The 12,792-nt window shown below is 68.5% G+C and carries 8 protein-coding genes; 5 read left to right on the top strand and 3 right to left on the bottom strand.

The window, feature by feature from the left end:
- The first annotated feature begins 59 nt into the window (after positions 1-59).
- From KT882_RS22215 to clpB, 3 genes are all read left to right on the top strand, one after another.
- Complete coding sequence (locus KT882_RS22215; RefSeq protein WP_228893343.1) at positions 60-2,657, top strand: DUF349 domain-containing protein; 2,598 nt, start codon at positions 60-62, stop codon at positions 2,655-2,657.
- A complete protein-coding gene (gene moaE / locus KT882_RS22210) occupies positions 2,654-3,112 on the top strand; it encodes a molybdopterin synthase catalytic subunit MoaE (RefSeq protein WP_161074696.1) in 459 nt (152 codons plus the stop codon). The genes KT882_RS22215 and moaE overlap by 4 nt, the downstream gene beginning before the upstream one ends.
- Positions 3,113-3,189: 77 nt before the next feature.
- Positions 3,190-5,790 (top strand): ATP-dependent chaperone ClpB, encoded by a 2,601-nt coding sequence (gene clpB, locus KT882_RS22205; protein ID WP_161074697.1) that lies wholly within the window; start codon positions 3,190-3,192, stop codon positions 5,788-5,790.
- 47 nt (positions 5,791-5,837) lie between these two features.
- Here the strand turns inward: clpB and KT882_RS22200 are convergent, their stop codons facing one another.
- Both KT882_RS22200 and KT882_RS22195 read right to left on the bottom strand, forming a co-directional pair.
- Positions 5,838-6,212, bottom strand: a complete 375-nt coding sequence (locus KT882_RS22200) for a hypothetical protein (protein ID WP_161074698.1) — start codon at positions 6,210-6,212, stop codon at positions 5,838-5,840.
- A gap of 16 nt (positions 6,213-6,228) precedes the next feature.
- Positions 6,229-7,671 carry an aldehyde dehydrogenase family protein gene (locus tag KT882_RS22195; protein WP_228893342.1) on the bottom strand — a complete coding sequence of 481 codons (1,443 nt, stop codon included), beginning with the start codon at positions 7,669-7,671 and terminating at the stop codon, positions 6,229-6,231.
- A 129-nt stretch (positions 7,672-7,800) separates the two neighbouring features.
- Here KT882_RS22195 and KT882_RS22190 point away from each other — a divergent pair, with 129 nt between their 5' ends.
- On the top strand, positions 7,801-10,677 hold the full coding sequence (locus KT882_RS22190; protein ID WP_161074700.1) for an ATP-binding protein: 2,877 nt from the start codon (positions 7,801-7,803) through the stop codon (positions 10,675-10,677).
- Here the strand turns inward: KT882_RS22190 and KT882_RS22185 are convergent.
- Positions 10,674-11,459 (bottom strand): AraC family transcriptional regulator, encoded by a 786-nt coding sequence (locus KT882_RS22185; protein ID WP_161074701.1) that lies wholly within the window; start codon positions 11,457-11,459, stop codon positions 10,674-10,676. The genes KT882_RS22190 and KT882_RS22185 overlap by 4 nt on opposite strands.
- A gap of 100 nt (positions 11,460-11,559) precedes the next feature.
- Here KT882_RS22185 and KT882_RS22180 point away from each other — a divergent pair, with 100 nt between their 5' ends.
- Positions 11,560-12,768: an MFS transporter gene (locus tag KT882_RS22180; RefSeq protein WP_161074702.1), complete on the top strand. Its 1,209-nt coding sequence runs from the start codon at positions 11,560-11,562 to the stop codon at positions 12,766-12,768.
- Positions 12,769-12,792 lie beyond the last annotated feature (24 nt).

The raw sequence follows: 12,792 nt of genomic DNA, 5'->3' as shown, positions 1-12,792 counted from the left end.
GGCAAAGAATTTGGCGTTCCTTTGCTATCATGGTGGTTTTGATACAGCGATAGCCCATCATGTTCGAATTCCTCTTCAAGCGCCCCGGCGATGCACCCAACGGCCAGCCGGCCGACGCCGGGCAGGCTTCCGCCGCCGTGGCTGCGTCCGTGCAAGCTGAGCAGACCGCATCGCGCCGCGCCGCGCAGGCCGAGCGCGCCAAGGCGCTGGCCGAGGACGAGGCTGCCGCCGTCGAACTGATCTTGCAGAGTGAATTTGCCGACGTGCGGCTGGCCGCGGCCGCGCACGTGGTGTCGCAGCCTGCACTGGAGCAGGTGCAGCAGGCCATGCGCAACACCGACCGCCGCGTGGCCAAGCTGATGCAGTCGCGCCTGGACGCGATCCGCCACCAGCAGGCCGAGCAGCGCCAGGCCGAAGCTGCCATCGCCAACGCGCGCAAGCTGCTGGCCGACGAAAAACTCACGCCCAACCAGGTTGCCGAGCTGGACCGCTTGTGGAAGGTGATCGCCGCCACCCCGGCGCTGGCGGAGGAATTCAACGGCGTGCGCGGCGCGCTGGGGCAGCGCCTGGAAGACCAGGTCAATTTGCAGCGCGCCGCGCTCGATGCGCTGGCCGCCGTGCGCCGCGTGGCGGCGGGCCAAGCGGACGCCGCCGAACTCGATGCGCTGGCCGAGGAACACGCCAAACATGTGGCCGCGTCCGAAAAAGGCGCTTTGCCGCGCAATCTGCTGGGCGATTTTGAGACCGCCATGAGCGAGGCGCGCGCCAAGCTGGCCGCACAGGCGGCCCGCAGCGCGGCGCAGGCCGGCGCCGAAGCCGAAGCCGGCGCCGCAGCGGCCGCCGCCGATGACGCAAGCGCTTTGCAGGCTGTTGCCGGCGTCAATGCTGCCAACGGCGCCGCCCATGCCAACGCGGCCGGCAGCGATCCTGCCGAGGCTGCAGGCGAGCCCGGCGCAAAGCCGCACGCCGCCGCTGGCGCCGCCAACGGCTCAGCCAAGCCGGCCGAACAGCGCCACGCCAAACCGCGCGACCTGTCGCCCGCCGCGCAGGAAGCCGCCCGCGAAGCCAACAAACGTTTCATGGCCACGCTGGACGCCATGGAAGCAGCGCTGGCCGAAGGCCAGCTGCACATTGCCAACGATCATGACAAGGCGCTGAAGGAGACCAAGACCGGCCGCCTGAGCACGGCCCAGGCCGACCGCCTGGCCCACGTGCGCGCCGACCTGAAGCGCCTGGGCGACTGGGCGCGCTGGGGCGGTAACGTTTCGCGCGAGGAACTGGTCAAAGCCGTGGAAGACCTGAAAGGCCAGCAATTGGCCATGGCCGAGCTGGCCAAGAAAGTGGGCAGCATGCGCGAGCGCTGGAAAGCGCTGGACGTGGTTTCCGGCGCGGCGCCGAAAGGCTTGTGGGAGCGTTTCGACACCGCCTGCACCGCCGCCTACGCGCCCGCCGCCGCCCACTTCAAGCACCTGGCCGACGAACGCCACACCAACGCCGCCAAGGGCCAGGCGCTGATCGCCGAGGTCGAGGCGCTGCAGGCCAAGTCCGCCGCCGGCGAACCCGACTTCAAGGCGCTGGCCGCCGCATCGCAGCGTTTCCGCCAGGCCTGGGGCCGTTTGGGGGCCATTGACCGCAAGGAAAAGAAAAAGCTGGACACCGCTTTCGGCAGGGCCATGGACGCCATGCTGGCCCCGCTGGAGAACCAGCGCAGCATCGAAGTGGCGTGCCGCGAGCAGCTGATCGAGGAAACCGCCAAGCTGAATCCGTCCGACCGCCACACGCTGGACACGCTGCGCATCCTGCAGGAACGCTGGCAGGAGCACGCCAAGGCGCTGCCGCTGGAGCGCAAGCAGGAGCAGGCGCTGTGGCAGCGCTTCCGCGCCGCCTGCGACGCCATTTTTGCCGCCCGCAAGGAATCCGCCCACGCCGCCGACCATGAGCGCCGCGCCCATCTGCACGCCCGCGAGGCAATCTGCGCGCAGCTGGAGCAAGCCACCTTCAGCGGCGACGACAAGGCCCAGCAGGCCGCCATCACCAAGGCCCTGCGCGACGCAGCCAGCGCCTGGCACGCGTCCGGCCAGGTGCCGCGCGCCAGCGAGCCGAAGATCGAAGCGCGCTACAAGGCCGCCGTCGCCGCCGTGCAAGCACAGGGCGACGCCATCCGCAAACGCGCCGGCGCCGCCCAGGCCAACGCGCTGCGCGACAAGCTGCGCCTGGCCCAGGCGCTGGAGGCCGAGCTGGCCGGCGCAAACGGCGTCGATGCCGCCGGCTGGGACGAGCGCTGGAAAGCCTTGCCCGCCCTGGCCAATGAATATGAGCGCGCGCTGCACACCCGCTTTGCTTCCGCGCTGGCCGCGTCGGCGGAGGAGGGCAAGCGCAGCGCCTACGCCGGCCAGCTGGAGGCCTCCCGCGCCAAGCTGCTGCAGGAAGTGCTGCGCCTGGAGATTGTGGCCGGCGTGGACGGCGGCGCCGAGTTTGCGCGCGAACGCCTGAAAATGCAGGTCGAAGTGCTGCAATCGTCGCTCAAGTCCGGCCAGAAGCCGATGACGCAGGCGGCCCAGTTCCTCCAGCTGTGCGCCATGCCCGCGCTGGCGGACGCCCGCACCGCCACCCGCATTGAACAGCTGTTCCGCCGCATAGGCGCGGAGGCTAAATGACGCAGGTACGGGTGCAGGCGGAGGACTTCGATGTTGCCGCCGAAGTGGCGCAGCTGCGCGCCGGAAACGCCAAAGTGGGCGGCATCGTCACCTTTGTGGGCACCGTGCGCGACCTGAATGAAGGCGCGGACGTGGCGGAAATGGAACTCGAGCACTATCCGGGCATGACGGAGCAGTCGATCGAAGCCATTATCGAGCAGGCCAAGGCGCGCTGGCCCATCTACGGCGCGCTGGTAATCCACCGCATCGGCCCGCTCAAGCCCACCGAGCAGATCGTGCTGGTGGCGGTCACCTCCGCCCATCGCGGCGAGGCCTTTGCCGCTTGCGAGTTCATCATTGATTTCCTCAAGACCGAAGCGCCGTTCTGGAAAAAAGAGCAAACCCCCGAGGGCGCCCGCTGGGTCGACGCCCGCGTCAGTGACGACGCCGCCTTGAAGAAATGGACGGTTTCTTGATGTAGATCAGAATGCTCGCCTTGAAAACCGCTTGCGCAACCCAATTTGCACAGTAGACCAATTCAGGAGCATTCGACATGCGGCAAGACAAACTCACTACCAAACTTCAGGAAGCCCTGGCCGACGCGCAAAGCTTGGCCGTGGGTAACGACAATCCCTATATTGAACCAGTACACCTGCTGGTCGCCCTGGTCAACCAGGACGACGGCAGCGCGCGTTCGCTGCTGCAGCGCGCCGGCGTCAACGTCAATGGTCTGACCAATGCGCTGAAATCCTCGCTGGAGCGCCTGCCCAAGGTGTCCGGCACCAGCGGCGACGTGCAGGTCAGCCGCGAGCTGATGGGCGTGCTCAACCTGGCCGACAAGGAAGCGCAGAAGCGCGGCGACCAGTTCGTGTCCAGCGAAATGATCCTGCTGGCGCTGGCGGACGACAAGTCGGACGCCGGCAAGCTGGCGCGCGAGAGCGGCCTGACCCGCAAGGCGCTGGAAGCGGCCATCGACACCGTGCGCGGCGGCGGCAAGGTGGATTCGCAGGAGGCCGAAGGCCAGCGCGAGGCCCTGAAAAAATACACGCTGGACCTGACCGAGCGCGCCCGCGCCGGCAAGCTGGACCCGGTGATCGGCCGCGATGATGAAATCCGCCGCGCCATCCAGGTGCTGCAGCGCCGCACCAAGAACAACCCTGTGCTGATCGGCGAACCGGGCGTGGGCAAGACCGCCATCGTCGAAGGCCTGGCGCAGCGCATCGTCAACAATGAAGTGCCGGATTCGCTGCGCGGCAAGCGCGTGCTGTCGCTGGACATGGCGGCCCTGCTGGCGGGCGCCAAATACCGTGGCGAGTTCGAGGAACGCCTGAAATCCGTGCTGAAGGAACTGGCCATGGACGAAGGCCAGACCATCGTCTTCATCGACGAGCTGCACACCATGGTGGGCGCGGGCAAGGCCGAAGGCGCCATGGACGCGGGCAATATGCTCAAGCCTGCGCTGGCGCGCGGCGAGCTGCACTGCGTGGGCGCGACCACGCTGGACGAGTACCGCAAATACATCGAAAAAGACGCCGCGCTGGAGCGCCGCTTCCAGAAAATCCTGGTGGACGAGCCGACCGTGGAAGCCACCATCGCCATCCTGCGCGGCCTGCAGGACAAGTACGAGCTGCACCACAAGGTCGCCATCACCGACGCCGCCATTATCGCGGCGGCCGAACTGTCGCACCGCTACATCACGGACCGCTTCCTGCCCGACAAGGCGATTGACCTGATCGACGAGGCGGCCTCCAAGATCAAGATCGAGATCGACTCCAAGCCGGAAGTCATGGACAAGCTGGAACGCCGCCTGATCCAGCTGAAGATCGAGAAGGAAGCCGTGAAGAAGGAAAAGGACGAGGCCTCGCGCCGCCGCCTGGACCTGATCGACGAGGAAATCCTCAAGCTGCAGCGCGAGTACAACGACTTCGAGGAAATCCTGAAGGCCGAGAAGGCCAATGTGCAGGGCACCACGCACATCAAGGAGGAGATCGAGCGCATCAAGCAGCAGATGGAGGAAGCCACGCGCGCCTCCAACTGGCAGCGCGTGTCCGAACTCCAGTACGGCAAGCTGCCGGAGCTGGAGTCGCAGCTCAAGCAGGCAGAGAACGCGGGCGCGGCGCCGGACAGCGCGGACAAGCCCAAGCTGCTGCGCACCCAGGTGGGCGCGGAGGAAATCGCCGAAGTGGTGTCGCGCGCAACCGGCATTCCCGTGTCGCGCATGATGACGGGCGAGCGCGAGAAGCTGCTGCACATTGAAGAGAAGCTGCACGAGCGCGTGGTGGGCCAGGACGAGGCCATCAACGCGGTGGCGGACGCCATCCGCCGTTCGCGCGCGGGCCTGGCCGATCCCAACCGTCCATACGGCTCCTTCATGTTCCTGGGGCCGACCGGCGTGGGCAAGACCGAGCTGACCAAGGCGCTGGCGTCCTTCCTGTTCGACACCGAGGAGTCGCTGATCCGCCTGGACATGAGCGAATTCATGGAGAAGCACTCGGTGGCCCGCCTGATCGGCGCGCCGCCCGGCTACGTGGGCTACGACGAGGGCGGCTACCTGACCGAAGCGGTGCGCCGCAAGCCTTACAGCGTGATCCTGCTGGACGAGGTGGAGAAGGCGCACCACGACGTGTTCAACGTGCTGCTGCAAGTGCTGGACGACGGCCGCATGACCGACGGCCAGGGGCGCACGGTGGACTTCAAGAACACCGTCATCATCATGACGTCGAATCTCGGTTCGCAGAAGATCCAGTCCATGGAGGATTCCGATCCTGCGCTGGTGAAGCTGTCGGTGATGGCCGAGGTGCGCTCGCACTTCCGTCCCGAGTTCATCAACCGTATCGACGAGATCGTGGTGTTCCACGGCCTGGACGAGAAGAATATCGGCTCCATCGCCAAGATCCAGCTGCATATCCTGGAGCAGCGCCTGGCGCGCATGGACATGGAGCTGGCGGTGAGCGACGCGGCGCTGCAGAAGATCGCAGAGGCGGGCTACGATCCGGTGTATGGCGCGCGGCCGCTCAAGCGCGCCATCCAGCAGCAGATCGAAAATCCGCTGTCGCGTTTGATACTGGAAGGCCGCTTCGGCCCGAAAGACACCATCCGCGTGGACGAACGCAACGGCGCGCTGGTCTTCGAAGCCGAAGCCGCCGCCGCATAAGCCGCGTAGGGCGGGTTAGCGGGGCTCCGCCCCGCGTAACCCGCCAATCAGCCAGCCTCCCGCTCCCCAAAATCCTCCACCTCATACCGGTCCAGGAAACGCCTCGGCTCACGCCGGGGCAGGCCGCTGTCGGCCATCGCGAAGCGCAGCCGGTCCGCTTCCAGCTGCTCTATCGTGCGCCGCACGTAGGCGCCCAGCGACTGGCGCGTGGTGCACTTTTGCCACATCGGATAGCGTCCGCTGACGCGGTAGCCGTCCAGGTATTCAATCTCAAAATCGCACTCGAAATAATCCTGCGGCCCGGTGGCCCAGCTGCGCAGCAGTTTGTCGGCAGACACGAAGGAGCCCAGTACCGCCGTCACATGGGCGCGCTCCTGGTGGATGCGGATTTTGGCGATTCCTACTTTTTCGTCATAGTGCATGGCATGCTCGCGAAGGTCAGTGCCGCATTTCGCCGTCAACCTGGCGCCACAGATGCAGCGGGTTGGCGTCCTGCAGCGCGGCGGGCAGCAGGCTGGATGGAACATCAAGATAAAACACGGGACGCAGAAAGCGCGCCATCGCCTGCGCGGCGGTGGCGCCGCTGAACACCGGCATGGAGGTGAAGCTGTTCACATTCACATGGCGCGCCATGCGTTCGAGCTGCGGCATCAGGCGCGCGGCCAGGGCGGTGTCGCCGCTGTCCATGTGCAGGCTCGCCACCAGCTGGGGACCCAGGCGCGCGGCCACCGCCATCAGTTCGTCGGGGCAGGCGCAGCGCAGCAGCAGCCCGGCCGGACCGGGACGGTCTTCCGCCAGCACCGGCGCGGCCAGCAGGCTGCAAGCCTCCGCCTCGGCGAATACGGCCCGCGCCAGCGGCAGGTTCCGCGCCTCGCCCTCATCGTCGCCCTTGCCCTCGGCCAGCAAGTCCACGTGCCCGCTGCGCAGCAGCCGTTCGACCGTGCCGGCATGATCCTGCCGCGCACCGCCGGCCAGCGCCACCGGCGGCAGGGCCTGTATGCCGTCGATAATGGTCTCCCGCAAATCGATATAGCCGTCGCCCTCTATCGCCACCACCATGCCCGGCTTGAACTGGCGGTGCCCGGTGCAAGGGCTGAAGTGCTTCAGCAACTGCTGGCCCAGGTGCTCGGCGCGCGCATTGAGCGCATGCGGCAGGATGAAGACGGGATTGCTGCCGGCCGTCTCCAGCAGCACTGGCACGGGCTCGCTGCGGTCCAGGCTGCGCCGCATCAGCGCCATGCCTTCGGCGCGGTTGCCGGAGAACGTGGCGGCCTTGATGTCGGGATGGCAGAGCAGCGCGCCGGCGCTGGCGGCGCTGGGCGCCACCAGGCTGTACACGCCTTGCGGCAAACCGCTGGCCCGCACCGCCGTGGCAATGGCTTCGGCCAGCAGCGCGCAGGTGCGCGGATGGCTGGCGCTGCCGCGCACCAGGACCGGGCAGCCGGCAGCCAGGGCGGACAGCGCGTCTGCCGCAGCGGCCGCATACACCGGGGCGGCGCAGTCCGTGCCGGTGCCCAGCACCGCCACCGGCCCCAGCGCGATATTCTGCACGCGCTGGCCGGGCGGCGCGGTTTCTATGGCCGCCCCCAGCCAGTGATGGCGGCGCAGCACCGCGCTGCAGGCACGCAGTTGTTGTAGCAGTGCATCATGTTCTATGGCAATAGCGGATGGGCTGGCGCCCAGTTCGGCGGCGGCGCTGGCGGCCACGGCCTCGCGCGCGCTGCCCACGTGCAGTGAGATCAGCTCCAGCAGGCGGCAGCGCTCCTCCACACTGCTGTGGCGCAGCGCCTCGGCGGCTTCTTCGGCGCGGCGTGCTGCCGTGTCCAGGCTGGTCCAGGCGAACTGCGGCAGCGGGACGGCGGAGGTGTTCGGGTTGTTCACTAGGGCATGCCTTTGAAGGTCTGTGGCGCTCGAATATTGTAAAAACTATTCCGTGCAGCAGTTAATAAATTCTTGTAAATTGGCGTTAAATATCCATAAGGGATAGGCGCCGGCCATACCGACGATTGAATGACCTCCAACCACACAGCCATCCTGTTTGGCGCCTATCGCCTGGTGCCGTCCGAACGCGCGCTTTTTGAGGGCGGGCAGCCGGTACGCCTGAGCGGGCGCGCTTTTGATTTGCTGCTGGCGCTGCTGGAACGGCCCGGCGAAGTGCTCAGCAAGGACGAGCTGATCGCCCGCGTGTGGCCCAGCACCTGCGTCGAGGAAGGCAATCTGCGGGTGCATATCGGCGCGCTGCGCCGGGCGCTGCGCGATGCCAGCGGCAGCCAGTACGTGGAGAACGTGGTCGGGCGCGGCTACAGCTTTGTGGCGCCGGTGCGGCGCGTTGCGCAGGATGCAGGCGGGGCGGCGGAGCGGCCGGCGCATCCGCCCGGCGTGCAGGCCGGGCCGCAGCCGGAGCCACAGCCAGTCGCGCATCCGGCGCCGGCCTCTATATCCCCATTCCGCATCATCGGCCGCGACGACACGCTGCGGCATCTGGCCGTGCAGGTGCCGCAGCGCCGCCTGATCACCCTGGCGGGGCCGGGCGGCATCGGCAAGACCACCGTGGCGCTGGCCGCCGCCGAAGCGCTGGCGCCCGGCTTTGCGCATGGCGCCATCCTGGTCGACCTGGCGCCGCTGACCGGCGGCGCGCAAGTGACCAGCGCACTGGCTTTGGCGCTGGGCATGCCCGCCATGTCCAGCGATCCGCTATCTACGCTGGTGGCGCACTTGCACGCCATGCACGTGCTGCTGGTGCTCGACAATTGCGAGCACCTGATCGACAGCGTGGCCGCCCTGGCCGAGCGCCTGCTGCGCCAGGCGCCGCGCGTGCACATGCTGGCCACCAGCCGTGAGCCGCTGCGGGCGGATGCCGAATGGGTGCACCGCCTGCCGCCGCTGGCGCTGCCGCCCGTGCCGTCCGGCCACGGCACGGCGGCGCTGGCGCTGCTGGCGGCCACGCCTGCGGTGCAGTTGTTCGTCGAACGCGCCACGGCCTGCATGGACAGCTTCCGCCTGCATGAGGACAACGCCGCCGCCGTGGCCGACATCTGCCGCCGGCTGGACGGCATACCGCTGGCCATCGAGCTGGCGGCGGGGCGGGCCGAGTTCTTCGGCGTGCACGGCCTGGCTGCGCGCCTGGAGGATTGCTTCACTGTGCTCAAGCGCGGCCGCCGCACCGCCTTGCCGCGCCACCAGACGCTGCGCGCCACGCTGGACTGGAGCTACGACATGCTGGGCGCAGCCGAGCAGGCCGTGCTGCGCCGCTGCGCCATTTTCCGCGCGCCGTTCACGCTCGACTGCGCGGCGGATGTGGCGCAAAGCGGCGGCATCAGCGCGGAGGAGGTACTCGACTGCATCGCCAACCTGGCCGCCAAGTCGCTGCTGAGCGCAGACGGCGGCGCGGCGCAATTCCGCCTGCTCGGCACCACGCGCGCCTACGCGCTGGACAAGCTGCGCGCCAGCGGCGAACTGGCCGTGGTGGCGCGGCGCTACGCACAGCGTTGCCGCGACTTCCTGCGGCCGGCGCAAGCAGAGCTGGAGCGCCAGCCCTTGCAGGCCTGGCTGGCTACTTACGGCCGCAGCATCGACCACGTGCGCGCCGTGCTGGACTGGACCTTGAACGCGGACGGTGCGGAAGGCGACCTTGCACTGGGCCTGGAGCTATGTGCCCTGTCAGGCCCGCTGTGGTATCAGCTGTCGCTGATGGACGAATACCGCAGCCGCTTGCAGCAGGCGCTGGAACTGGCGCGGCAGGCGGGCGCGGACGCGCTGGCGCCGCAGCTGGAAATGCCGCTGGCGCTGGCCCTGGGCCACGCGCTGCTGCACACCGGCGACCAGGCCGACAACGCCGCGCGCACGCAGGCGTTCGCGCGCGCGCTCGAGCTGGCGCAGCAGACCGGCGACAACGCCAGCCGCATGGGCGCGCTGTGGGGCTGCTACATCGACGCCATCTTCAACGGCGACTACCAGCTGGCGCTGGGCTACGCGGAACGCTTCGGCGTGGCGGCGGCCGGCGCCGGCGGCGAGCTCCATCAACTGGCGCACGCCCGCATGCTGGCGCGCACCATGCACTACCTCGGCCACCAGGACCGCGCGCGCCGCCATATTGAATTCGTGGCCCGGCACCCGCTGGACCGCGCGCGCCTGTCCCACGGGCGCGGCTTCCAGCTGGACCAGCACATCTCCACCATGGCCATCCACAGCCGCGTGCTGTGGCTGCAAGGCCAGCCCGAGCAAGCGATGGAAGTCGCGCGCGCCTGCGTGGAGACCGGCCTGCAGGCGGGCCACGGCATTTCACTGTGCTTTGCGGTGCTGGCCGGGTGCACCATCTTCACCTGGTGCGGCGACGAAGCGGAAGGCCAGCGCTGCACCGGCTTGATGCTGGACCACGCCCAGCGCTGCGCGCTGCCGCAATGGCATTTCTGGGGCGAAGGCTACGCCATGGCGCAGCGCCTGCTGCACGGACAGCCGCCAGGGGAAAAGGAAGTGTTCGTGCTGCAGCAGGACCGGCACTGCGGCAATCTGCAGGTGGACGTGCTGGCCACGCTGCATCCGCGCCTGCTGACGGCGCGGGCGATCGCGCGCGCGGAGGCCGGCTGCGCAGGCTGGAGCCGCGCCGAAGTGATGCGCTGCCAGGGCGAGGCCTTGTTCCGCGCCGGAGCCGTGGAGCAGGCCGGGCAGCTTTTCACGCTTGCGCTGGCCATCGCTGCGGAGCAGGGCGCGCTGGCCTGGGAGCTGCGCGCCGCCACCAGCCTGGCGCACCTGCGCAGCGCGCAAGGCCGGCGCCAGGAAGCGCGCGCCCAGCTCGAAGGCATCTACAGCCGCTACACCGAAGGCCACGCCACGCGCGACCTGCAAACCGCGCGCGCCCTGCTCGATGAACTCGCGCGGCCCAACTAAGAAAAAAACGCCGACGGCGTCGTCCCGAACGTCTTCTTGAACATCGCCGAAAACGCCGACTGGCTGGCATAGCCCAGCTGCTCCGCCACCTGGGCCAGCGGCAGTCCGCGCGCGATCAGCGGCGCCGCGTGGGCCAGCCTGACCTGCTGCCGCCACTGGCCAAACGTCAGCCCCAGCTCGCGCTCGAACAGGCGCGCCAGCGTGCGCTCGGACGCGCCCACCTGCCGCGCCCAGTGTTCCAGCGTCTGCGGCGCGCCCGGGTCTTCCATCAGCGCGGCGCACAGCACCTTCAACCGCTTATCCTCCGGCATCGGCACGCGGATGGGACGCGTGGCCGAGCGCCCCAGCTCGTCCAGTATCAGCTCCGCCAGCAGCGGCTCGCGCGGCGTGGCCAGGTCCAGATCCAGGTGCTCCAGCGCCACGATCAGTTCGCGCAGCAAACTGGACACCTCCAGCACCTGGCACTCCGTGCCCGCGAACGGCGCCCGTTCGGCCAGCACGCACAGTGGCCGCAGGCGCGCCTTTTCCAGCACCGTCACCGCGTGCTCCACGTGCGGCGCGATCCAGATCGCCCGCAGCGGCGGCACGATCCAGCTGCTGTTGTTGGCCGTTACCCGCACCACGCCCTCCAGCGCATACGTCACCTGGCCCCATTCATGGCTGTGCGGCGCCATGAATTCGTCCGCCTCCAGGTCGCGCGCGCGCAGCGTGACCGGGCGCGCCGCGCTGGGCTCGTTGCGGGGATGATAATGGTTGGTATGGGTGACGATGGGGATAAGCATGGCACGCCTTGGCAGAATCGCGACAAAAGATGTCAGCCTATCTTAAATCAGCCGCCGCCGGATTGCTACACTGGAATTCACACACAACCCTGGAGTCAGCATGAGCACCGCTAGCTTGCGGCAGGACGCGCGCGTGATAGGCCTGGTCGGCTTCGCGCACGGCACCTCCCACTTTTACCACCTGATCCTGGCCGCGCTGTTCCCGTGGCTCAAGCCCGAATTCAATCTGTCGTATGCCGAGCTGGGCCTGCTGATGACGGTGTTCTTCGTCGTCTCCGGCATCGGCCAGGCGCTGGCCGGCTTCGTGGTCGACCGCTTCGGCGCGCGCGCCGTGCTGTGCTCCGGCATTGCGCTGCTGGGCGTGTCCGCGCTGGCGCTGGCCGCCGCGCCCAACTACGCCATGCTGCTGGCCGGCGCCATGCTGGCCGGCGTGGGCAACAGCGTGTTCCACCCGGCCGACTACACGCTGCTGAACCAGCGCGTGTCCAAGGCGCGGCTGGCGCACGGTTTCTCGGTGCACGGCATCAGCGGCAATATCGGCTGGGCGCTGTCGCCCCTCTTCATGACCTTCGTCACCACCCTGTCGGGCTGGCGCACCGCGCTGCTGTGCGCCGCCGCGCTGCCCTTCATCGTGCTGCTGGTGCTGTTCCTGAACCGCCACGCGCTGCGGCCCGACCCCATTGCGCCCGCCGCGCCGGGGCAGGCGGCAGGCGGCTCGCTGGCCTTCCTGGGCCTGAGGTCGGTGTGGATGTGCTTCGCCTTCTTCTTCATCACCGCGCTGGCGCTGGCCGGCATCCAGAGCTTCGCCTCCACTGCGCTGGTGTCGCTGTACGGCATGTCGCTGGGTTGGGCCACCTCCGCCTACACCGCCTACATGGCGGCGTCGGCGGCGGGGATGGCGCTGGGCGGCTTCCTGGGCGCGCGCAATACCAACCATGACCGCACCATCACCGTCGCCTTCGGCGCGGCCGCCGCGCTGGCCGTGCTGCTGGCGCTGGCCGTGGTGCCCGCGTGGATGGCGGTGGTGCTGATGGGCGCCATCGGTTTCGCCTCCGGCATCGCCGGGCCGTCGCGCGACCTGCTGATACGCGCCGCCGCGCCGCCCAATGCCACCGGCCGCGTGTTCGGCGTGGTGTATTCGGGACTGGACAGCGGCCTGTCGGTCGGCCCGCTGGTGTTCGGCGCGCTGATGGACGCGCATCAGCCATCCTGGGTGTTTGTGCTGATAGGCGGCTTCCAGGCCATGGCGATCGCCACGGCGGTGGGCGTGGGCAGCAATACCCGCGCGCTGCGTTTGCAAAAGGCTTAGAATCGTCGCTGATTGCCAACTTCA

Source organism: Pseudoduganella aquatica (genome assembly GCF_020865585.1).
GTDB classification, from domain to species: domain Bacteria; phylum Pseudomonadota; class Gammaproteobacteria; order Burkholderiales; family Burkholderiaceae_D; genus Rugamonas; species Rugamonas aquatica_A.
This window is presented reverse-complemented; position numbering and strand designations above follow the sequence as displayed.

Bases quoted from the DNA above. Each gene is read 5' to 3' on its own strand.
- KT882_RS22215 (WP_228893343.1), top strand. From the start codon at position 60: ATGTTCGAATTCCTCTTCAAGCGCCCCGGCGATGCACCCAACGGCCAG.
- KT882_RS22185 (WP_161074701.1), bottom strand. From the start codon at position 11,459: ATGCTTATCCCCATCGTCACCCATACCAACCATTATCATCCCCGCAAC.
- KT882_RS22190 (WP_161074700.1), top strand. From the start codon at position 7,801: ATGACCTCCAACCACACAGCCATCCTGTTTGGCGCCTATCGCCTGGTG.
- KT882_RS22180 (WP_161074702.1), top strand. From the start codon at position 11,560: ATGAGCACCGCTAGCTTGCGGCAGGACGCGCGCGTGATAGGCCTGGTC.
- moaE (WP_161074696.1), top strand. From the start codon at position 2,654: ATGACGCAGGTACGGGTGCAGGCGGAGGACTTCGATGTTGCCGCCGAA.
- KT882_RS22200 (WP_161074698.1), bottom strand. From the start codon at position 6,212: ATGCACTATGACGAAAAAGTAGGAATCGCCAAAATCCGCATCCACCAG.
- clpB (WP_161074697.1), top strand. From the start codon at position 3,190: ATGCGGCAAGACAAACTCACTACCAAACTTCAGGAAGCCCTGGCCGAC.